The organism is Microbulbifer variabilis ATCC 700307, assembly GCF_000380565.1.
GTDB classification, from domain to species: Bacteria; Pseudomonadota; Gammaproteobacteria; order Pseudomonadales; family Cellvibrionaceae; genus Microbulbifer; species Microbulbifer variabilis.
The window spans coordinates 218,558-241,112 of the sequence record NZ_AQYJ01000024.1; the positions used below are offsets into that span (position 1 = coordinate 218,558).

The 22,555-nt window shown below is 52.2% G+C and carries 18 protein-coding genes; 10 read left to right on the plus strand and 8 right to left on the minus strand.

Annotated features, from left to right (window positions below; translation table 11 throughout):
• Positions 1-36: 36 nt before the first annotated feature.
• A complete protein-coding gene (locus tag G367_RS0107820) occupies positions 37-750 on the minus strand; it encodes an alpha/beta fold hydrolase (protein ID WP_026304995.1) in 714 nt (237 codons plus the stop codon).
• A 122-nt stretch (positions 751-872) separates the two neighbouring features.
• Between G367_RS0107820 and G367_RS0107825 the strand changes: the two genes are divergently transcribed.
• The 3 genes from G367_RS0107825 to G367_RS0107835 are packed head-to-tail and all read left to right on the plus strand — an operon-like array spanning position 873 to position 5,130.
• Positions 873-1,502, plus strand: coding sequence for an HvfX family Cu-binding RiPP maturation protein (locus G367_RS0107825; RefSeq protein ID WP_020412561.1), 630 nt, complete (start codon positions 873-875; stop codon positions 1,500-1,502).
• A gap of 49 nt (positions 1,503-1,551) precedes the next feature.
• A complete protein-coding gene (gene rhlB, locus G367_RS23350; protein ID WP_157533416.1) occupies positions 1,552-3,069 on the plus strand; it encodes an ATP-dependent RNA helicase RhlB in 1,518 nt (505 codons plus the stop codon).
• A 60-nt stretch (positions 3,070-3,129) separates the two neighbouring features.
• Positions 3,130-5,130 (plus strand): acyltransferase family protein, encoded by a 2,001-nt coding sequence (locus G367_RS0107835; RefSeq protein WP_020412563.1) that lies wholly within the window; start codon positions 3,130-3,132, stop codon positions 5,128-5,130.
• Positions 5,131-5,990: 860 nt separating this feature from the next.
• Here G367_RS0107835 and cysZ read toward each other — a convergent pair.
• From cysZ to gatC, 5 genes are all read right to left on the minus strand, one after another.
• A complete protein-coding gene (gene cysZ, locus G367_RS0107840; protein WP_020412564.1) occupies positions 5,991-6,854 on the minus strand; it encodes a sulfate transporter CysZ in 864 nt (287 codons plus the stop codon).
• Between the two features lie 32 nt (positions 6,855-6,886).
• A complete protein-coding gene (locus G367_RS0107845) occupies positions 6,887-7,186 on the minus strand; it encodes a PA4642 family protein (RefSeq protein ID WP_020412565.1) in 300 nt (99 codons plus the stop codon).
• 67 nt (positions 7,187-7,253) lie between these two features.
• Complete coding sequence (gene gatB / locus G367_RS0107850) at positions 7,254-8,705, minus strand: Asp-tRNA(Asn)/Glu-tRNA(Gln) amidotransferase subunit GatB (protein ID WP_020412566.1); 1,452 nt, start codon at positions 8,703-8,705, stop codon at positions 7,254-7,256.
• An 11-nt stretch (positions 8,706-8,716) separates the two neighbouring features.
• Entirely contained in the window at positions 8,717-10,162 is a 1,446-nt protein-coding gene (gene gatA, locus G367_RS0107855; RefSeq protein ID WP_020412567.1) for an Asp-tRNA(Asn)/Glu-tRNA(Gln) amidotransferase subunit GatA, read from the minus strand.
• Positions 10,163-10,234: 72 nt separating this feature from the next.
• Complete coding sequence (gene gatC / locus G367_RS0107860; protein WP_020412568.1) at positions 10,235-10,522, minus strand: Asp-tRNA(Asn)/Glu-tRNA(Gln) amidotransferase subunit GatC; 288 nt, start codon at positions 10,520-10,522, stop codon at positions 10,235-10,237.
• A gap of 349 nt (positions 10,523-10,871) precedes the next feature.
• Between gatC and G367_RS0107865 the strand changes: the two genes are divergently transcribed.
• The 7 genes from G367_RS0107865 (at position 10,872) to msrB (ending at position 20,462) form a co-directional block, all read left to right on the plus strand.
• Positions 10,872-11,906 carry a rod shape-determining protein gene (locus G367_RS0107865; RefSeq protein WP_020412569.1) on the plus strand — a complete coding sequence of 345 codons (1,035 nt, stop codon included), beginning with the start codon at positions 10,872-10,874 and terminating at the stop codon, positions 11,904-11,906.
• A 130-nt stretch (positions 11,907-12,036) separates the two neighbouring features.
• Positions 12,037-12,879, plus strand: a complete 843-nt coding sequence (gene mreC, locus G367_RS23355) for a rod shape-determining protein MreC (protein ID WP_020412570.1) — start codon at positions 12,037-12,039, stop codon at positions 12,877-12,879.
• Positions 12,866-13,345, plus strand: a complete 480-nt coding sequence (mreD, locus tag G367_RS0107875; RefSeq protein WP_020412571.1) for a rod shape-determining protein MreD — start codon at positions 12,866-12,868, stop codon at positions 13,343-13,345. Before mreC ends, mreD begins: the two co-directional genes overlap by 14 nt.
• Positions 13,346-13,441: 96 nt before the next feature.
• Positions 13,442-14,044 (plus strand): Maf family protein, encoded by a 603-nt coding sequence (locus G367_RS0107880; protein ID WP_020412572.1) that lies wholly within the window; start codon positions 13,442-13,444, stop codon positions 14,042-14,044.
• Positions 14,041-15,528 carry a ribonuclease G gene (gene rng / locus G367_RS0107885; RefSeq protein ID WP_020412573.1) on the plus strand — a complete coding sequence of 496 codons (1,488 nt, stop codon included), beginning with the start codon at positions 14,041-14,043 and terminating at the stop codon, positions 15,526-15,528. Before G367_RS0107880 ends, rng begins: the two co-directional genes overlap by 4 nt.
• Positions 15,529-15,609: 81 nt before the next feature.
• The gene (locus G367_RS0107890; protein WP_020412574.1) at positions 15,610-19,842 is read left to right on the plus strand and encodes a YhdP family protein; all 4,233 of its coding nucleotides are present in this window, start codon (positions 15,610-15,612) and stop codon (positions 19,840-19,842) included.
• Positions 19,843-19,928: 86 nt separating this feature from the next.
• Entirely contained in the window at positions 19,929-20,462 is a 534-nt protein-coding gene (msrB, locus tag G367_RS0107895; RefSeq protein WP_020412575.1) for a peptide-methionine (R)-S-oxide reductase MsrB, read from the plus strand.
• 100 nt (positions 20,463-20,562) lie between these two features.
• Here the strand turns inward: msrB and yjgA are convergent, their stop codons facing one another.
• Positions 20,563-21,075, minus strand: coding sequence for a ribosome biogenesis factor YjgA (gene yjgA, locus G367_RS0107900; RefSeq protein WP_020412576.1), 513 nt, complete (start codon positions 21,073-21,075; stop codon positions 20,563-20,565).
• Positions 21,076-21,154: 79 nt separating this feature from the next.
• Positions 21,155-22,522 (minus strand): magnesium transporter, encoded by a 1,368-nt coding sequence (mgtE, locus tag G367_RS0107905; protein ID WP_020412577.1) that lies wholly within the window; start codon positions 22,520-22,522, stop codon positions 21,155-21,157.
• Positions 22,523-22,555: the final 33 nt, after the last annotated feature.

The window sequence follows — 22,555 nt, forward strand, 5'->3', positions numbered from 1 at the left end:
CTTATTCTACGGTGAAATCTGTTCTTCGCCCAGCGGTTAGGAGGGGATTTCCTGCAATAGTTTGGCGACTGTTTGCGCCGCATTGATGATACAGCCATGGCTCTCGGCAATTTCAAGGTAATGCCACCCGGGGATTTTGCGTGCCTGTTCGCCACTGATGTTGGCAGGGGGGTAATAAGGCTTGGTGCAACGAATATATGTACAAGGCGGCCCTTGTGCCGGGGCTTGGCTCAGTTGGATTGGGTCCAGGTAGGTTTTTACCGGGTGTGGTGTCATATGCCTACGCAGCCAGTTTAGCTCCTGTGACTTCTTAATCCCCATCAACCTCGGGTCCATCGGCATAAAGCAGCGAGTACCTTGAGTCTCTTTTGCCGCGGCTAACCGCCGGGAGCGTATTTTTTCTGGCAGCTGTTCAGCAAAAGCGTGGCCGGGTAGTGGAATAGCGCCATCCAGGTAGACCAGGCGGCGAATACGTTGCGGCATGGCATCTGCGGCACCAGTAGCGGCCATGCCGCCAAAGCTGTGGCCTACCAGGATAACCTGTTCCAGCTCCTCGAATTCAATCACATTTACCAGGTCCTGGATAAACGTATCCATCCCTATGGATGGGGATAGCAAATGGTGTCGTTCGCCTAAACCTGTCTGCGTGGGGGTGAAAACCCGGTGCCCGGCGGTTATCAGGTGCTGTACTACGCGGGCCCAGCACCAGCCCCCGAGGAACATACCGTGGACAAGTACATAGGTGTTCACCCAACTGTCCTCATATTGCCATTGAAGGAACAAGCATAGTTGGCTGTGGCAGGGACTCTCTTGTAAGAGATGCCGTATTCGCTCGACTAAAGTGAACAAATACAGCAAAGAGAGTGATGATAATGAGTGGTGCGATGAATACCCTGAGCAACTGGTACGGTTGCTTTTTGCATTTCGTGCACAAGATTGACTGGCTTGGGCCTCTAGCGTTACGAATCTACTTGGCACCCATATTTATTTTGGCCGGGCTCAACAAAATGGGCAGTATTGATGAGGTGGCTGCGTGGTTTGGCAATCCTGACTGGGGCCTGGGCCTGCCGGCGCCAATGTTTATGGCTTGGGCAGCGGCGCTGATTGAATTCTTTGGTGGTATTGCCATTCTGTTTGGCTTTGCTACCCGCGTGGTGGCGATTCCACTGATGTTTGTAATGGCAGTGGCTGCGATCACCGCGCACTGGGAGAATGGTTGGTCGGCCCTGCCGGATAAGACGTTAGTGGCTCCTTGGGAATGGCGTGAGGATTTGATTGATGAGGCCATTACCCGTAAGGAAAGGGCGGTTGAGCTGTTGAAGGAGCATGGTAATTATCAATGGTTATCCGAGGCGGGCAGTATCACTGTCCTGAAGAACGGTATTGAATTCTCCGCAACCTATTTCATTATGTTGTTGGCGCTGCTCTGCAGCGGGGCCGGGCGCTTTGCCAGCCTTGATTATTGGCTGTGCCGCCATTTTAGCAGGCGGGAATCCGTCTAGAGTGATGGTATACTCGCCGATTATTTGAACATTTGAGCGAGTATTTCACTTGATAGGAAAGTTGTTCCGTCGTTCCTCCTCTAAAGAGGATAAGAGCCCACGCCAGGGAGATGAGCGCTCCAAGCGCCGCAAAGATGACCAGAATCCAGCGGATCGCGCCTCAAAAGGCCATTCTGCTCGGGACAAGTCTGGTCAGGGCGAGGGTAGGTCGCGCCGGAGCGGCGGTAAAGCTTCCCACAAGGGGCGCCAGCGCAGTCGCAAACCCAAGGTGGAGATTGCGGTGACACCTTGGTCACTGGATGACTTCCAGGTTCCTGAACAAGAGGGCAAGGTACGCTTTCACGATCTGGGTTTGCCCCCGGAACTGATGCGGGGAATTCACGACCTGGGCTTCCAGTATTGCTCCCCTATCCAGGGGCGCTCCCTGCCGCATACTCTGAATGGTCACGATTTAGTCGGTAAGGCGCAGACGGGTACTGGTAAAACGGCGGCCTTTCTGATTACTGTCATTGAAGACTTACTTCGCCACCCCTTCGAAGGCGAGCGCTATGCCGGTGAGGCCCGTTCACTGATTATTGCACCTACGCGTGAATTGGTGATGCAGATCGCTGATGACGCCAAGGCCCTGTGTAAGTACACGGGCCTGGAAATCCATACCCTGGTTGGTGGTATGGATTACGACAAACAGCAGCGCAACCTGAATGAGCGTTTGGTGGATATCCTGGTTGCCACGCCTGGGCGCCTGCTAGACTTTGTCGGTAATCGCGATTGTTATCTGGATCAGGTAGAAGTCCTGGTAATCGATGAGGCGGATCGCATGCTGGATATGGGATTTATCCCCCAGGTTCGTAGAATTGTGCGCCAAACTCCCCGCAAAACTCATCGCCAGACGATGTTTTTTTCTGCCACTTTCACGCCCGAGGTGGATGCACTGGTTGAGCAGTGGACCGATGATCCGGTAATTGTGGAAATCGAGCCTGAGCGGGTTGCCACAGACAGTGTGGAGCAGCATGTATACCTGGCCGCTAGTGAGGAAAAATATGCGCTGCTTTACAACATCCTACAGCGCGAGGAAGTCGATAGTCTGATTGTATTCGCCAACCGCCGCGACCAGTGCCGACGACTGCACGAACATCTCCTTGCCCACGGTATTGCTGCTGGTTTGCTCTCAGGGGAAGTCGCACAGAACAAACGTGTGCGCACCCTTGACGACTTTAAGTCGGGCAAGACCAAAGTCCTTGTGGCAACAGATGTTGCCGGACGTGGTATCCATATCGATGGTATCAGTCATGTGGTGAATTTCACTCTACCGGAGGAGCCGGAAGATTACGTGCACCGAATTGGTCGTACAGGCCGGGCGGGCAAAACAGGTACCTCTATCAGCTTTGCCTGTGAAGATGATGCCATGCGCCTTGAGCCGATTGAGCAACTGTTGGGCCAAAAGTTGAAATGTGAAGTGCCGCCGGAGGAACTATTGGTAGAGCCCCCGCGAGTGAAAATTCAGCGAAGCCGTGAGGATAGAGGTAGCCGCAGTAGCGGAGGTCACCGTCGCCACCGCCGGCATTAAGGCGTTAAAACCCAATACAAAGCATATCTATCGATACTGAGAGTTAGTGGTTCCAAGGTTTTGAGTAGTATTGGTTATCGACGCGATATCGACGGGTTGCGCGCTTTAGCGGTTCTGCCGGTAGTTTTTGCCCATGCAGGGCTAGAAGGGTTTTCAGGTGGATTCGTCGGTGTCGATGTTTTCTTTGTGATATCTGGCTACCTGATTACCAGTATCCTGGTGAGGGAGGTTGAGGCAGGTAGCTTCTCCCTGGCAAATTTTTACGAACGGCGCGCCCGTCGCATCCTACCTGCCCTTTTTGCTGTCTTAATAACAACGATTGCGGTGGGGTGGTTTGTTTTACCGCCGGAGCCTCTGAAAGAGCTTGCTCAATCGGTGCTCGCTACAGTCCTGTTCGTCTCGAATATATGGTTTTGGCAGAGCACAGAGGATTATTTTGGGGCTGGCGCAGATTGGCAGCCTCTCCTGCATACCTGGTCCCTCTCGGTTGAAGAGCAATTTTACCTGGGTTTCCCTCTTTTAATATGTCTCTTGGCTGCCCGAGGGCGCGGCCCGATGTGGCTTGTTGTGGCGGGAATATCACTGCTTTCTCTCGGCCTTTCAATCTGGGCCACCAGTGCACAACCTTTTGCTAATTACTTCCTTACTCCAACTCGGATATGGGAGTTGGGGATTGGAGCGTTAGTAGCACTGGGAGCATTTCCGAATGTGAAGCGGGCTTGGCTTCTGGAGCTGGCAGGGGCGCTCGGCACCTTAATGATCCTCACCAGCGTGTTTTTATTTGATGCCTCTACTCCCTTCCCGGGTGTTGCCGCTTTATTGCCTTGTGTGGGCACTGCCACGCTGATCTGGGCCGGCAGTCAGCGACTAACAGTGGCCGGCTTTCTTCTATCGTCGCGGCTTCTGGTTTCGGTAGGCTTGATTTCCTACTCTCTATACCTTTGGCACTGGCCTGTGTTGGTTTTGTTTAGGTTTTTAAATGGCTCGGCTGAGCTTCCATTTGAAATAGCCATAAAGGCAATCCTGGTGTCGGGGGGGCTTGCCTGGGTGAGCTGGAAGTTTGTGGAAGCACCTTTTCGCCAGCCCTCCGCGCGAGGGGTATCAAAACGTGGCCTGGCAAACACTTTCGGTGTAATGGCGATGCTGATCGTTTCTGTCTCCCTGGTAATCAATGTCAAAAAGGGTGTGCCTTCCCGTCTTCCCGAGCCATTATTTGCCACCTATCAAAATGCCAAAGAACGAACGTCTAAAGAGCGTCGTTGTATGGAGCGTTTACCTGAAGAAGGGCTCTGTGAATTGGGTGAGGCGAGCAGTGGAGCCTCAGTGGATTACCTGCTCTGGGGGGATTCCCATGCAGGTGCGTTTCTGCCTGGTTTTGAGCACTGGCTGAAAGTAAAGGGTTATCGCGGTATTGTGGCTGCAAAATCTGCCTGTGCGCCACTCCTTGGTATTGTTCGTCTAGAGATGGGCGCTATGCATGGATGCGATACTTTTAATGCCCAAATAATGGAGATGCTGGAACAGCGAAAGGATGTGAAGACCGTAGTTTTAGTGGCGCGGTGGGCGCTGGTAGTGGAGGGGAGTCGTTCCGCCGGTGAAAGTGGCCCGCCGGCAGTAATGGGGTTGGCAAAGACGGCATATGAAAAGCCCTCTTCTGGAGGAGCTTCTGTGAATAATTTTGAGCTGGTTGCCCAAGGTCTCCATCAGACTGTTGCTCGTATCCGTGCGAGTGGGCGTGAGGTAATAATTGTAGAGGGAATCCCTGAAATTTCTTTTTCTGTTCCGCTTGCCATCGCCAGCGCCGAATTTATCGGCGCACAACTGCAGGGCGCTCCGACCAAGAGAGATGTAGAAGAGCGTAATAAGAGAGTTACAAGAATCTTTAATAGTCTGGGAAAGGAGTTCCAGATAGAGCGCGTAAGCTTGGTGCCAGAATTATGTCCATCTCGATGCCAGATTCAGGTTGATGGGGAGCCCCTGTATCGTGATGATGATCACCTGAGCACTTTTGGCTCAATACGCTTGGTCCCGCAGATGATGGATAGTATCCCCAATGGTTAGGCCTTGATGCCCGCTAGTAATAAAGTTACTGCTGTCATGAGTCTACAGAGATACTGTCTCATCGGCGGGTAGGATTAGCATTGGGATAATAGCTGTGCGTCTTCAGCCCTCTTCAATCATTTAAGTTTGTTTTTGAATTAAATTGGATACTGTTGCTCCAATAACACACAGGGTGCAGTTGACCCTGGGGCGTGTCAGCATTCGAAAATTTCTCCCTTACATGAAATTGTTATAGTGCGAATGCGGACTCTCTCCCCTCATCCATAAAATTGAGTCCAGCTTTTACAGCACATCCTCAAGCAGAATTTACAGCAGTTGAGAAGTGAGGGAGTCGAGTTTCTATCCTTAGGGAAAAGAGGAAACTTCTATGGCTACATCGACGTGTGCAAAAAAATGGCCGATTGACCTTTTACCTGAATCAGCGCCTTGAGATCTTCTCAGCTGAGCGCCTCGGTTTAAAATTAAGCTCTTCCAGTAAGTTATTGGAGCATTCTGGGTGCGCTTTCCCAACCTCAATGAAAATATCGAGATTTACTATGACTACTTTTCAGAGCTAAATCTGTGTAGAAAAGTATTCGGCAGGGACTCCTTACCTATTTGTGGCAGGCATTAAGGGTCCCGTGGGCTTATACGATGCGTTGTTAGTAAACCGAATTCAGACACTGCTAGCTGGAAATTTATGGTCCCTGTCCTGGAAGAATTGGATGGGTTGCCTCATTGACGTGTTTAGACAGCACATATTGCCCGGATGCAAAAGACCTAGTATCGCTTAGCTCAAAGAAAAAAGTGCTCAGAAAGGTAAATAGGGATGCTGCAGAGGTTTGATTCAGGGCTCGGTATCGAGCCCCTGAGGCTAAAGTTTAAGTAATGCTTTTACTTGAAGAGTTGCTTTGCTGTTGGGTAGGGAAGCTATCTGTACCGGGATCACCCTCTTGTCGCAGGCGTTCAATCCACAGTGCAGTGCCACCGGCTACAGCTGCTGGCATTACAAAGATATTCAGGATCGGCACCATCTTTGCCAACATCACTGTGCCACCAAATGTGAGACTGGTTAGTTTACGACGGCGCAAGACACTTTTAAGCTCATCAAATGGCCGTTGGTGATTGTCGAGGGGGTAGTCCACATATTGGATGGCCATGGACCAGGCACCCCAGACAGCAGTTAATACTGCTGGGATAATAATTGTCCAACTGGTGGCCGTAGCCACCAATAAAATAATTAGCCCCCAGAATATAAAGTAGCCCAGCTTACGCAGTTCTCGGCCAAGGGTGCGCCAAATCATTTGCAGTAACGGCTCTGCCGGCGGTGTCTTTCCGGTGAGAAGCTCCTCTACCTTTTCAGCCAGAATACCATTGAAGGGTGCGGCAATAATATTGGTAATTACAGCAAACAGATAACCGTAAACAAGAAAAAAAAGAAACAACACCAGGAATGCAATAATCCAGGCAAGCCAGCGAAAAATGCTGGCGGCCCAGGCGGCACCTTTGGCCATGATTGCTTCCCACCAGGACATATTCGCGGTATCGACAGGGGTGTGAGATAGCAGGCTGCCAATATAGTCGCTGAGTCCTCCCAGTTGCGAAATCATGATGCCACTGATAATGATAAACAGCACCAGATTGATCAGTAATGGAACCAGGATAAAAGGGCGCAGTTCGCGCCGGGTTATCAGGTGCACACCGCGCACTAGCGCGTCGATACCGTGGATGGGGTTTGAAGTCATAAATTTACCTCTTACCGGTGCGGCGATAGTCTTTATTGTTCAGCGCCGGCGGCTTTCAGTATTTCACCGTACTCTTTACCCTGGCGGTGCTCTTTAATTCGGCTCAATAGGGTTTTACCATCGGGGCCAGGGCTGTTGAGGTCTTTCCCTTCGGCAAGAAATAGTTGAACAAAGGAGGCAAAGCTCTCTGCTTTCATACTGCGGTAAGCACGCTCAAGCAGGTGGTAGTCGAGGTTTACTCCCTTGGGGGCTTCTCCAATCAGGAAGCCGGCAATACGCTCCGTATCAAAAACTTCCCCGAGAACTTTTTGCTTGTCTTTTTTCTGGCTCAAAATCTTTTCCTTACTGCTGTCTTTACTGCCGGGATGTTACCCAGCTCAAGTATTCAAGGGTTAATAATTAAAGCAGGGCGTCCAGCTTTTCCTTGAGAATTTTGTTGATCATTTGTGGGTTTGCCTGACCCTTGGAGGCTTTCATGATCTGGCCAACAAAGTAGCCCATCATTTTGGGACGCTTGGATTCGTCAGCTCTACGGTAATTATCCACTTGAGCGTCGCTTGCGGCGATAACTTCATCCACCATTTTTTCGATGGCGCCAGTATCAGATACTTGCTTCAGGCCGCGTTTTTCAATGATGTCATCAGCGCTGCCTTCACCTTCACAGATTGCCTCAAACACCTGCTTGGCAATCTTGCTTGAAATAGTGTTGTCTTTTATACGGGTAATTAGGCCTGCCAGCTGTGTAGCGGAAACGGGGGACTCGGCAATACTGATTTCCTTGCGATTTAGCAGCGCAGCCAGCTCACCGGTTATCCAGTTGGCGGCCAGCTTGGGTTCGCCGCAGGACTTACATACAGTTTCGAAATACTCCGCACTGTCGCGATCCTGGGTCAGTTGATCGGCATCATATGCAGATAGATTGAATTCGGACTGGAAACGCTCGGCTTTGGTATCCGGCAGCTCCGGCAGTTCCTTGCGCAGCTGTTCAATATATTCTTCGGTGAGTACTACCGGCAGAAGGTCCGGGCAGGGAAAGTAGCGATAGTCATTGGCAACTTCCTTGCTGCGCATAGAGCGGGTCTCATTTTTGTCGGCGTCGTAGAGACGGGTTTCCTGCTCGATACTGCCGCCGTCTTCGAGGATATCGATCTGGCGCTCTGCTTCCACTTTGATGGCCCGCTCAACGAAACGGAAAGAGTTGATATTCTTTAGCTCGGTGCGGGTGCCCAGTTTTTCCTCACCTTTTAATCGCACGGATACATTGGCATCACAGCGTAGGGAGCCCTGGGACATATCTCCATCAGAAATTCCCAAATAGGTCACGATGCTATGAATTTTCCTGAGGTAAGCAACTGCTTCGGCAGCACTTCGCATATCGGGTTCGGATACAATTTCAATCAACGGGGTTCCGGCTCGGTTGAGATCAATTCCAGACATGCCATGGAAATCTTCGTGTAGGGATTTACCTGCATCCTCTTCAAGATGAGCATGGTGCAAGCGCACTTTTTTGCTGCCTCCATCCTCCAGGTGAATTTCCACTTCCCCTGCTCCGACGATGGGCTGTTCCAGCTGGGTAGTTTGATAGCCTTTGGGTAGATCTGGATAGAAATAATTCTTACGTTCGAAAACGGATCGTTTGCTAATTTCCGCATTCATTGCCAGGCCAAACATTATCGCATAGCGAAAAGCTTGTTCATTGGGTACTGGCAAGGTACCGGGCATGGCCAGATCTACAGCACACGCTTGAGTATTGGGGGCGGCGCCAAAACGGGTGCTCGCACCGGAGAATAGTTTTGATTCGGTGGAGAGCTGGACGTGAACTTCCAGCCCGATAACGATTTCCCATTCCACGATATTTCTCCTTATACGGCGCTGGCTTTGTGCCAGTCTGTTACCTGCTGATATTGGTGCGCAATATTAAGCATGCGAGCCTCATCCAGGTAATTTCCGGTGATCTGCAGACCTACAGGCATATTATTTACAAGCCCGCAGGGGATAGACATTCCAGGGAGGCCTGCCAGGTTAGTGGCGATGGTATAAATATCTTCCAGATACATAGCAACCGGGTCGGCGCTCTTGGCACCCAGTTGGAAAGCGGGGGAGGGGGTGGTGGGTCCCATTATAACATCCACTTTTTCAAAGGCCTGCATGAAGTCCTGCTTGATCAGGCGGCGTACCTGCTGGGCCTTGTTGTAGTAGGCATCGTAATAGCCGGCTGACAAGGCATAGGTGCCCACCAGGATTCGGCGTTGGACCTCTTCGCCGAAGCCTTCGCCCCGGGAGCGCATGTACAGATCACGCAGATCGGAGGGCTGTTCACAGCGATGCCCATAGCGCACACCATCGAAGCGGGACAGGTTAGCAGAGGCTTCCGCCGGTGCGATGACGTAATAAGCGGGAATTGCCAACTCAGTGTGCGGCAGGCTGATATCGACCAATTCAGCCCCGAGTTTTTCAAATTCCTTGAGAGCATCCTGCACCCGGACAGCGGTATCACCATCGAGCCCCTCGCCGAAGTACTCCTTGGGTACACCAACTTTGAGCCCGGTGACGGAATCATTCAGTCTCGCGGTATAGTCCGCTTGGGGGCGATCCAGGCTGGTGGAATCTTTTGAATCATGGCTGGCCATAGCGGATAGCAAATAGGCTACGTCTTCTGCATTGCGCGCGATAGGACCGGCTTGATCCAGGCTTGAGGCATAGGCGACGATGCCCCAGCGGGATACACGGCCATAAGTGGGTTTCAAGCCGGTCGTATTGGTCAATGCTGCTGGCTGGCGAATAGAGCCGCCGGTATCGGTAGCGGTGGCTCCCGGGACGAGGAGGGCTGCCACTGCGGCTGCTGAGCCGCCTGACGAACCGCCGGGTACGTAATTAGTGTCCCAGGGATTTTTTACCGCGCCATAGTAGCTGCTTTCGTTGGAGGAGCCCATGGCAAACTCATCCATATTGGTTTTGCCCAGGGTAACGGTGCCAGCCGAATTCAGGTTTTCCACGATTGTGGCGTTGTAAGGCGGAATAAAATTGTCCAGCATTTTTGACGCGCAGCTGGTGCGAATGCCCTTGGTGCAGACAATGTCCTTGTGTGCGATAGGAACGCCACACAAGGCAGGAGCTTCCCCGGCAGCGAGGCGCTCGTCGGCCGCTTTAGCTTGGTTGAGGGCGAGCTCTTCAGTGACAGTGATAAAGCTGTTGTAGTTGCTATCCAGCTGCTGGATACGCTTGAGCAAATGTTGGGTAAGCTCAGTACTGGAGAACTCTTTACCCCGCAATCCGCGAATGATCTCGGCGATAGTAAATTGATGCATGATATTCCCTTAAGGCTTTGGCGGGATCAGATGATTGGCTTTCGAGTGGGCTTTGAAGTGATGGGTCCCGGCTCAGTCAATCACCTTGGGTACCAGATAGAGCCCCTCATCTGACTGAGGGGCCAAAGACAGGAAACTATTTCGCTGGTCGGTTTCGGTTACCGCATCGGCACGGAGGGTTTGCACCTCATCAAGGGGGTGTGCCATGGGGATTACACCATCGGTGTTGATGGCCTGCAGCTGGTCTACCAGTTGTAGAATGTCACCAAGGCGGCTGCTGACTTCCTCTATGGTTGCGTTGGATATGGCGATGCGGGCTAGCTCGGCCAGCTTTTCTACGGTTTGTGTATCCACGGCCATGGAACTCCTCCAGCTTGAGTTGCGAATCAATGCTTACCCAGACGCATGCCGGGCAGAACCGGCAAATTTAGCACAACATGCTGTTATTCTCATCGGCCCTGGCAACTCGGGATTATTGCAATCGATTAGTCCAGCTTCAGCCTTGCTCTGAACCGGCGCCATTGTTAGAGTTTGCCGAATCCTGCCGGGCGGTGAGAGACTCCGGTGTGTTGCGTAAATTCCGATTCGAAATGCGGCTCGGAACTCAGAATTATTTGCGCGGACTAATTAGGATTTATATCCATAAAATAAGCCGCGCCCGCAGTGCCCGACCTGGGGGCTGACAATTAGTACAAGGTAATCGAATTCCATGTTTAAACGTTTGCGGGGTATGTTCTCCAGTGATCTCTCCATTGACCTGGGAACCGCCAATACGCTGATTTACGTTCGCGATCGCGGCGTAGTTCTCGACGAGCCATCAGTCGTCGCTATTCGTCATTACAATGGCCAGAAAATCGTTGAGGCCGTCGGTGTAGAAGCCAAACGTATGCTCGGCCGAACTCCCGGTAATATCACTGCTATCCGCCCCTTAAAGGATGGTGTTATCGCCGACTTCCAGGTAACTGAAAAAATGTTGCAGCACTTTATTAAAAAAGTGCATGAAAACAGCTGGATGCGCCCAAGCCCGCGTGTGCTGGTATGCGTGCCCTGCCAGTCTACCGAAGTGGAACGCCGTGCGATCCGCGAGTCTGCGCTTGGTGCTGGCGCCCGCGAGGTGTCCCTGATTGAAGAGCCTATGGCCGCAGCAATCGGTGCCGGCCTGAATGTGGAGGAGGCGAGTGGTTCCATGGTGGTAGACATCGGTGGTGGTACCACTGAGATTGCCATTATCTCCTTGAACGGCGTGGTTTACTCTGATTCAGTGCGTATTGGCGGTGATCGTTTTGATGAGGCCATCGTCAACTATGTGCGTCGTAACTACGGCAGCGTTATTGGTGATGCCACTGCCGAGCGCATCAAAGAAGAGATTGGCTGTGCCTATGCGGGCAGTGAGGTACGTGAGATCGATGTGCGTGGTCGTAATCTGGCGGAAGGGGTGCCCCGCAGTTTCACCCTCAATTCAGATGAAATTCTCGAAGCCCTGCAGGAGCCATTGACTGGTATTGTACAAGCAGTGAAGAGCGCTCTGGAGCAATCGCCCCCCGAGCTTGCTTCGGACATTGCTGAGCGCGGTATGGTGTTGACCGGTGGCGGTGCTTTGCTTCGCGATTTGGACCGATTGCTGATGGAGGAGTCCGGTTTGCCGGTAATTGTTGCAGATGATCCTCTGACCTGTGTGGCCCGTGGTGGCGGTAAGGCCCTGGATATGCTGGATCGCAGCCGTTTGTATCTGATGTCAAACTAAGTCAAGTAAGGTCGAGGCAGTGTTCCGATGAGAATAGCGGGGCCGTCTTGGCAGTTAGTTTCACGTTTCAGTGACATCCGATATATATTGTGAGAACAATAAGCATTGATCTTTATAAAGGGGGCTGCCCTTGAAACCGCTATTTACCCGCGGCCCCTCCCAAGAGACCCGCCTGATTACTTTGGCTGTTTTGTCAATCGCCCTGTTTGTAATCAGCTACTCTACCGACTGGTTCCACACTATCCGTGAGCGGCTATTCGATGCCGTCGCCCCTCTTTATTGGATTACCGGTACCCCTGAGAGAGTGACTGATTGGGCCGGTGAGCAGTTTCGCTCCCGTGATGAATTGCTCGAAGAAAATGACCGCCTCAAGCGCCAGGTATTATTGCTGGAGCAACGCAGCCAGTTATTAGCAGCCGTAAAGGCGGAAAATACCCAGCTCAAGGAGCTGATGAACTCGGCTGAGATGGTTGATGACCGTGTGCTGGTCGCCCAGATTATCGGCGTGTCCCCTGACCCCTTGGAGCATGTCCTGCTTATTGATAAAGGCAGGGATGACGGTGTCGATGTGGGCACACCGGTGATGGATGCAGGCGGCTTGCTCGGGCAGGTGATTGAAGCCGGAAATTCATTTAGCCGGATTCTGTTGATCACAGATTCCAGCCACGCCATCCCGGTACAGGTGTTGCGCAACAGCATGCGTACCGTAGCCGAAGGTACTGGGGATCTGTATCGGCTTAAGCTGCGTCACCTGGCCAATACCAGTGATATTCGCGAGGGAGACCTGCTACTGAGCTCAGGCCTTGGTGGTCGCTTTCCGGCAGGTTACCCGGTTGGAGAAGTGATGTCGGTCACTCGTGACCCGGGCAAGCCTTTTGCGGAGGCTGAAGTGTTGCCCCGCGGCCGCATGAACCGCAGTCGTTTTGTGCTTGCGGTTATCAGTGACAGGGGGCAGGGCCTTGCAAGCGAGTAGCCGCTGGTTTATCGCCGCTACCATTTTTCTGTCAATGCTGCTGGTAGTAATGCCCTTGCCTCAACAGTGGCTCTGGTTTCGCCCGGCATTTCCCGCCCTACTTATCATATTTTGGGTTTCGCGGATGCCCCAGTCTCTCGGTGTGGGTTTTGCTTGGCTGGTGGGAATCCTGGAGGATCTGGTAACTGGAGCAAGTCTCGGTACCCATGCTTTGGCCCTCGCTGTATTGGCGTATTTCAGTCTTTTGACCTACCAGCGCACAAGGGTCTTCAACCCGGCTCAACAACTCTTGTGGGTTTTTGTCCTGGTGGGTATTAATCAGGTAGTAGGAAACTGGGTGCATGGGTTGGAGGGAAAAACAGTGCCTGGACTGACCTTCCTATGGCCCGCACTTACTACGGCATTATTGTGGCCCTGTGTTACCCCTCCTTTGCGAGGCCTTTGTAATCGCCTTCACATTCGCTGACTGAACCGTCAGATTGTAAATCAATGTAAAAAATTGATCATTTTTCGATCGATATAGCTATAATCAGCCGCTGGCCCACAGGGAATATGTAGTACAGTGACAAATACCACCACATCAAACCGTCTCCTGCTCGCCTCGGGTTCCCCGCGTCGCGCCGAGCTTTTGACGCAGATAGGCGTCTCTTTTTCCCAGTTAACACCTGCTGTTCCCGAGCAAAAGCAGTTGGCTGAGACTCCCCAGGAATATATTCAGCGATTGGCCCACGATAAGGCTACTGCTGGCCTGGGGGGCGTGGAAGGTGTATGGGCCCTGGGCTCTGATACGGTGGTACTCGCCGGGGACAAGGTGCTGGAGAAACCGAAGGATTACGCTGACTTTGAATCCATGATGTTGTCTTTGTCCGGTACTGAACACTCGGTATTGAGTGCGATCTGTCTGCGTAGTTGGGAGCGTCAGTTTAGCCGCGTGGTGGAAACACGGGTGCGCTTTCGTCACTTGTCGAAGGCGCAGATTGAAGCTTATTGGAGTACTGGTGAGCCTGAAGATAAAGCCGGAGGCTATGGTATCCAGGGAATGGGCGCCGCACTGGTTGAGTCTATTAGCGGTAGTTATAGCAATGTGGTTGGGTTGCCCCTGGAGGCACTGGTTCCCATGCTTGAGCATGCGGGTATCCCTTACTGGCAGGAGAACCAGTCTTGAGTGAAGAGCTTTTAATCAATGTTGCACCTACAGAGACCCGCGTTGCCCTGGTGGAAAATGGCGTACTGCAGGAGGTCTATCTCGAGCGTAGCGCGCGAAGAGGAATAGTTGGCAATATCTACAAGGGCAAGGTGATTCGGGTTCTGCCAGGTATGCAGGCCGCATTTGTGGATATTGGGCTGGAGCGGGCTGGATTTATCCACGCTTCAGATATAGCCCCTTTAGATGATGAGGGGATGGAAGCGCGGGATGCCGAAGTGGCAGATATCCGCGCTTTGGTACGCGAGGGACAGTCCCTGGTGGTGCAAGTGGTCAAAGACCCGATAAGTAGTAAAGGTGCGCGCTTAACCACTCATTTGTCAGTATCTGCGCGCTATCTCGTGTATATGCCCCAGACTCGCCATATTGGGATTTCCAATCGTATTGAGGATGAGGGTGAGCGTGAGCGTTTGCGCCAATTGGTAGAAGCTGCTGTATCTCGTCTTGCCGAAGACGGGCTTTCAGCAGATGGCGGGTTTATTTTGCGCACCGTGGCTGAAGGAGTGAGTGAAGAGGAGTTACTCAGGGATATCCCCTTTCTTTATAAGTTGTGGGGCGAGCTGGATCAGCGAATCAACGAGCGCCCTGTCCCCTCGGTAATCTACGAAGACTTACCACTGTTTATGCGCGCATTGCGTGATCTTGCGCGTCCCTATACAGAGAAGATTCGTATAGACTCCCGCGAGGCACATGGTCGCGCCGCGGAGTTTGCCGGCAAATATGCACCGGAAATCGCTGGCCGTCTGGAACACTATCCCGGTGAGCGCCCACTGTTTGATCTCTATGGTGTGGAAGAGGAAATTCGTCGCGCATTGCAAAATAAGGTGACTCTGAAGTCAGGTGGGTATCTTATCGTCGAGCAAACGGAAGCGATGAGCACTATTGATGTGAATACCGGCGCATTTGTCGGCCATCGAAATCTGGAAGAAACTATCTTCAAGACCAACCTGGAGGCGGCGACCGCAATTGCCCGGCAGCTGAGACTGCGTAATCTAGGAGGCATCATCATTATCGACTTTATCGATATGAAGGACCCCGAGCACCAACGCCAGGTATTGCGAACACTTGAAAAAGCACTGGAGAGGGATCATGCCAAATCCAGTATCACCGGTGTCTCAGAGCTGGGTTTGGTTGAGATGACGCGCAAACGCACGCGTGAATCCCTCGGGCAGATACTTTGTGAGCCCTGTCCAGTATGTGAGGGGCGTGGCACATTGAAAAGTGCTGAAACAGTCTGTTTTGAAATTTTTCGTGAGATCATCCGTGAGGCGCGCGCTTACGACAGCGAAAAAATTATGGTGCTGGCAAGTCAGGTAGTCATAGACCTTTTACTCGATGAGGAGTCGGCTAATGTTGCCGACCTGGAGGAGTTTATTCGCCGTCCTATACAGTTTCAGGTTGAGCCTATCTATAACCAGGAGCAGTACGACATTGTTCTTGTGTGAGTTACCAGTTGTTTTTCCTCTGATACCTGGCAATGAATGCAACGGTGTTCATTGTCTTCGTGCGCTCAGGGGAGGGTGGTAATGGTTGTGATTCGCTGGCTCGCCCGCAAGTTTTGGCTGCTATCGGTTAGCCTGGTTATTGCCCTGGCGATCCTGGTTCAGACCGGCCGCTTGTTGTCCCCTCAGGTCGAAGAGTACAGACCGCAGATCAGCAGCTGGCTGTCAGAGCAGCTAGGGGTAACGGTGCAAATGGACCGGATTTCCCTGCGCTGGGAAGCCCTGGAGGTAGCACTGCAGCTAGATGGTTTACGCTTGGGGGAAAATGGTGAGCTGCGAATGGGGCACGGCCTTTTCCAGCTGGACTTGCTCGCCAGCCTTTGGAATCGCGAATTGGTGTGGAAAGATCTTCAAATGCACACTTTCGCCGCCGGCCTCAGCCGGAATGCACAGGGAGAGTGGCGCCTGGATGGCTTTCCTGATATTTCCCTGAAGCCTGATGGTAGGGTGGTTGCCGACCCCAAGGCAGCGGATCCTGCGCGATTGTTCCAGCTCAGCCCCAAGATCCAAATTCAGGATGCTGCAATCACGGTTCGGCTCCCCGATGACCAGCTGGCCGAGATTAACCTGCCGCAGATACTACTTGAAAACCAGGGTGATTTTCACCGCCTCGTAGCCCGTGCGTTTATTTCCCGTGAGGGAGAGATTGAGGATACGCATTCTGAAACCTTGCGATTAGTTCTTGAGGGGCGCGGTAACCCTCGGGATAAAAAGCGCTTCTCCCTGCGTGGTTATATGCAGCTCAATGAGCTGTTACTGGATGAAGATATCGTTACCCTTCTGCATGAACTGACTCCACTGCCGGATCGCTTTCACTGGCATGGGCGCAAATGGGCAGATGGTCGCTTGTGGCTTCACAGCGATGCCAAAAATGGCTATCGCCTGGTGGGGCAATTAGACCTCGCCCAAGTCGAGAAGCTGGACAGCGTACTAGATGACAGTGCAGAAGCCACTATCGCAAATGACCATGTTATGAAACCGCTGCGGGCTTTCTCCGGCGATCTATCTGGACATTGGCTGCCCGGTGAACGTTGGCGCCTGGCTTTACAGGACATCCAGATCGATTGGCAGGATCTGCAGATGCCGCCACTCAATTTGCAGGTCAGCAGTGATCAGCAGGGATTATCTATGAGTGCCGATGTTGTCGATCTGGCGGGCTGGAGCGATATTCTCAAAAACCTGGATGTGCTCGAAGGGGCTGCTGATGATTGGTTGCGAGCCTTGGAGCCTGGAGGTGAGTTGCGCCGGGTCCAGCTGTTGCGCAGCCCGGAGGGGGCGGTCAGTTTGCAGGCCAACCTGAAGGGTGTACAAGCCAAGGCATTCCGGGGGGCTCCTGCGATTACCAATTTGACTGGTTACCTTGAGCTTGAGGGTGCAAATGGCAGGGTAGAGCTAGATGGCTCAGCTTTTACCGCACACTTCCCAAATTTATATCGAAATACTTTTTCATTTGACCAGGCCAGTGGCACTGTGGCTTGGAACCTGGACAGGGATGCAAACGAGATCAGCATATTGTCTGGTCCTCTACGGCTTGATGGTGCTTTAGGGGAAGTTAATGGCCAGTTTATGTTATCCCTGCCTGTCAAAGCTCAGAGCCGACCGACAGATCTAGTGTTGGCTCTATCTTTACATGATGCTGCCGTTACTACCCAGGAACAGTTGGTACCAACGACTGTTAGTAAGGATCTACGCGACTGGCTCAATAAAGGACTGGGTGCAAGAAATTCCGGGCGAGTGGAGAGTGCTGCATTTATCTATCGAGGCAGTAGTTATCGAGCAGATGGAAAAGAGGAGTCACTGCAGGCTCTTGGGGCTCATCGTAATCGCCAAACTATACAGTTAGCAGCGGATTTTACCGAGGCTAGCTTGAAGTATGCTGAGGAATGGCCTTCAGCTAAAAATGTCGATGGGCGCTTGTTACTGAATGATGGAGCTGTTTCTGTTGGTGCGGTAAAGGCCAAACTTTGGAACATTGATGCCAGCGATATTTTCGTTGCAGTTGCCCCCCTTGCCGGGAAGGGATCGCGCTTGGATGTGCAGGCCCAGCTTTCCGGTCCTGCAGCTGATGGCCTCCGGCTTCTCAGGGAGTCCCCTCTGCGTCAGCAGTTGGGTAGTGGGTTTGATGATTGGCATTTGGCGGGAAATATTGCCGGCCAGCTCAATTTGACTCAAGCCTTGGGGGGAGCTGACCTGAATAGCAGCCAGCATGTAGATTTGCAGTTAAGTGATGGAGAGCTTGAGCTTAAGAACCTTCGTCTGCAGACACAGGAGCTGTCTGGGGATGTGATTTATGATAGCGAGAGAGGGCTTGCAGGTACACGGGTCAGCGGCACACTTTGGGGCAGACCTGTCAGCGCACATATCCGTCACTTTGGTAAGGGAGCTTCCAGGGACACACAGGTTGTAGTGGATGGTAATGCCGACATTGAGTCAATTTTTACCTGGAGCCAGCGACCCGAGCTGAAATGGCTGGATGGCGATATGGACTACCAAGCCCTGATCACTATACCTGCCAAAGCAAAGGAAGCCCCCTATGCAGCAGTTTTTGAGCTTACCTCCAACCTGGCGGGTATCAATGTCAACTTACCTGAACCTTTAGGTAAACCCGCTGAAGTAAAGACCAATTTTGTTCTGCGGGCGCCGATTGGTGACCAGGGCAGTTTATTCCACCTGAACTACGGTGAACACCTCCAGGGGCAGTTCTGGCTGGTACAAGGGGAACTTGATCGTGCCTCTATCGCCCTGAATGCCGAAGCTAAGCTCCCCGCCGAGCGTGGGTTGTCCATCACCGGTGATATTTCCAATATCGACCTACCCCGCTGGGAGAAGTTACTGAGTGTATATCGTGAAGCCCCCCCCTCTGCCGGAGATGGTGTTCTAAAACCTGGAGTTGAGGTTCTGGAGGAGCAGGCGGCGAGTGTATTCGACTCTGGCAAACCGGTTACCACCATAAATCTCGATGATCAAATAGCAGCTTCCGCCGAAGTTTTACCAGTGAGTCTGGATCTCAGTACCGACCGCTTGCAGTTGGGGGCTGTTGATATTGAGCATATTCATGTTACTGGCAATGGTGTGGGGGCTGATTGGAAGCTGGATTTCGATAGTGAGATGGCTGCAGGCGAATTGAAAGGCACTTTGGGTGGAGAGACACCTCTGAAGTTGCAATTGGCCCATTTACGCTTGCCTGCCCTTGAGAAAAAGAGTGAGCTTCAGCAGGACCCCTTCTCTCTGGAACCCTTCGCTGAGGAGGCCCCTGATCCATGGGCAGATTTCGATTTCCAGGTCTTGCCGGCTATTGATTTTAGCACTGAGAGCTTGCAGCTTGGTGATGAGGAGCTGGGGCGCTGGTCCTTTAATGTACGCCCCTCCAAAGAGCGTTTGGTTGTCAGTGATATTCGCGGTAGTGTGCGTGGTTTCCGTATTGAAGGGCGCGGCAAAGGTGGGGAAACTCTTGGTGCGCAGTTGATGTGGATGCGCGATGCCGAGGGGAAGAGTTCTTCCCAGTTTATTGGTCGCGTGGCGGCCGATGATCTCGCTGATATCCAGCGTTCAATGGGACATGAGCCTCTTATTGAGAGCAAGTCCGCCAGCTTTGATACCGCCTTGCGCTGGGACGGATCTCCAGCCCTGGTCAAAGGCAGTTTGCTCTCTGGGGAGCTTAAGATTGATATCCGGGATGGGCGTTTCCTTCGCTCTACAGGTACGGCTGGCTCTACGGTGTTGCGCCTGTTATCTCTTTTTAATTTCGATACCTGGGCGCGTCGTTTGCGCTTGGATTTCTCTGATCTTTACAAGAGCGGTATGGCCTTTGATCGGGTTCGCGGGGAAGTGGTTTTTGAAGGGGATGGACAGCTGTTGATTGCGGTGCCTATTCAAGTGGAAGGGCCAACCAGTGAGCTGCAGATGGCTGGCAGGGTGAATCTGTTGCGCGAGGACCTAGATCTTACCCTAGTGGCAACTTTACCGGTAAGTAATAACCTTGCTCTGGTCGCTGCACTGGCAGGAGGACTTCCGGCTGCTGCAGGGGTATATCTAATTAGTAAGGCTTTCAAAAAGCAGGTGAAAAAAGTGGCCAGTGTTAGCTATCGTATCAGTGGCGACTGGGCAGATCCACAAATGCGTTTTGAAAGGCTGTTTGATGGCGGTGGTGCCGAGCGCCAGGGGGCTGCCTCATTAAAAGATAAAGCTGAGGCTGTGGAGGAGGTGGGCTCGGGGGGGCCATCTACGCTGCCAATAAGTACTGGTGCAGGAAGCTAGCTGTTACGATTTTTCTGAACTGCATCCACTTCAAGGCGCTCTAATCTTAGGATAACGGCAACGCGCTAGAGAATGGAGTTTTGCAAATGACGAAATCTCAAATACTCGGCCCCCTGTTGGTGGTAGCCGTGGCATTATCGGCATGCTCCGAGGCCGATGACCAGCGTATCCAGACGATGACCGTAGGAGAGGCCAAGGAGAGGATCTCCGAAGGTAAGGGGCTGGAACAGATTCCCAAATCGGTGTGGAAACAGATTCTGCCTGAGGATCGTTACAAGGTCCTGTGGAAAAAGGATACTGAGCGAGCCTTTACTGGTAAGTTACTCTACAACGAGGAAGAGGGGACTTATGTAACAGCTGGTTGCCGCCTGCCGGTGTTCAGCTCAAAGCACAAATATAAGTCAGGTACCGGCTGGCCCAGTTTCTGGGATGTGGCATATCCGCAAAATATAGTCTTAAAAGACGATTTTAGTTGGGGCCTGCGCCGTACAGAAGTGCTGTCAAAATGTGGGGAGCACTTGGGACATGTATTTAAGGATGGTCCGGCACCGACACAACTGCGTTATTGCCTGAACTCCCTTGCCTTAGATTTTGAGCCAGCGACTGTAAACAAGCAATAATTAGCGATTGTTGCTAAAGGTCTTTCTGGGATGGTGGCTTGGTAAGCTGGGAGGGACTCGGGGCGGGAGAAATACCACCCCGGGCAGCTACTCTGGGGTATCAGGTATCCTGCATAAAAAAGTCGCGTAAGTAGCGGAACAATTTACGCTGATTTGTGGGGGGCTTATTGTTTTTAACCTCTCTTTGGGAGTCCCTTACCAACTGACGCAACTGTTGGTGATCCACTTGCGGATACTGATCAAAAAAAGAACCTTGGGCACTGTTCCCACCTTCAAGCAGGCGCTTGCGCCAATCCTCTGCCATTTTATCGAAGTGCAGGTGACGTTGGTCCCGCTCTTTGAATTTCAGCAAAACTGCCTCAATAGCTTCATGATCGCTACTGCGCATAAGTTTGCCGATAAATTGCATCTGGCGGCGGCGGGCCTCGTTAGATTTGATTCGTGCCATGGTATCTATGGCATCGCGCAGATCTTCATCCAGTGGTACTTCAGCAAGTTGGGCCTTAGATAGCTCAGTCAGTTGTTTGCCCAACTCCTGTAATTGGTGCATTTCCTGTTTGACCTGAGTTTTACTCTTTGGCAGGTCATCCTCATAATCATCGTTTTCGTACATCTCAAATTCCGCACGTTAACCGGGGCTTTCCCGATTTTGCTCTAACCAGAGGCATTGTGCCACTGGGATATTTCACGTCTCAGCCAAAATACCAGGTGGCAAGGCCGAGGAAAGACATAAACCCTACAACATCGGTGATGGTAGTCAGGGCTACGCCACCTGCCAGCGCTGGGTCAATACGCATAGCTCGCAAGGCTACAGGTAATATTGCGCCCGCCGATGCGGCGGTAAGCAGGTTAATTACCATAGCTGCGACAATGATAATGGCGATAGTGATATCGCTAAACCAGAGTGCGGCAATAACCCCCATAACCAGTGACCAGAGTAAGGCATTCAGGGCAGCTGAGCCCAGCTCGCGGGAGAGTAGCCAGTTCAGGTTACTTTTACCAATCTGTCCGAGTGCCATGCCCCGGATGACTACTGTGAGAGTTTGGCTGCCAGCAACGCCCCCCATACTGGCAACGATCGGCATTAACACTGCAAGTGCCACCACTTTTTCCAAGGTATTTTGGAATAAGCTGATAACCCAGGATGCGAGCAGGGCAGTTAGGAGGTTTATGCCCAGCCACAAAGCTCTCCTTCGAGCCGTACGCCTTACCGGGGCAAAGGTGTCCTCTTCTTCATCAAGGCCGGCCAGACTCATCAGTGAGTGATCGGCATCTTCGCGAATTACATCCACAATATCGTCAATTGTGATGCGGCCCAACAGGCGGTTATCCTCATCGACCACTGGCGCGGTGATCCAGTCGTACTTCTCAAATAGTCGGGCAACTTCGGTGTCGCGCATATCTGCAGGGATAGGTTCTACGTCGGTATTTACAACCTCGCGAACTGTTACTGATGGATCTGTAGTCAGTAGCTTTGATAGTGGCAGTAACCCTATGTACTGTCCCTTACGATTTACTACGAATAAGCTGTCTGTGGATTCTGGCAGTTGCTCGTGGCGACGCAGGTAACGAAGAACCACATCTAGGCTAAGGTTAGGGCGCACAGAGATGGTATTGGTATCCATCAGGCCGCCGGCGGTGTTCTCATCGTAGGCAAGAACACTTTCCACTCGCAGTCGGTCGGTCTCGCTCATAGAGGAGAGAACTTCCGAGACAACACGCTCGGGAAGTTGCTGGAGGATATCAGCGATATCATCCGCATCCAGCCCCTCCATAATCTCCACCATCTCCTCGGTATCCATGGTGTCGAGGATCTGGCTGCGCACCTCATCTGTCAGCTCTTGGAGTACCTCACCTTCTACATCTCGCTCAATTAAATTCCATAGTACCTGGCGAATGCGGGGAGGGGAGCTTTCTAGTAACTGGGCTATGCTCTGGGGGGTCAGGGTTTTGAGCATGCGCCGGACTTCCTGCCCAGTGCCGCTATCGAGCGCGGCAAATAGCTCGCTGAGCTGATTTTGGGCGCGGAATTTAATTTCGGCTTGAGGTGGGCTGGACACGACTAATCCTTACTACTTAGCGGTGATTGCGGG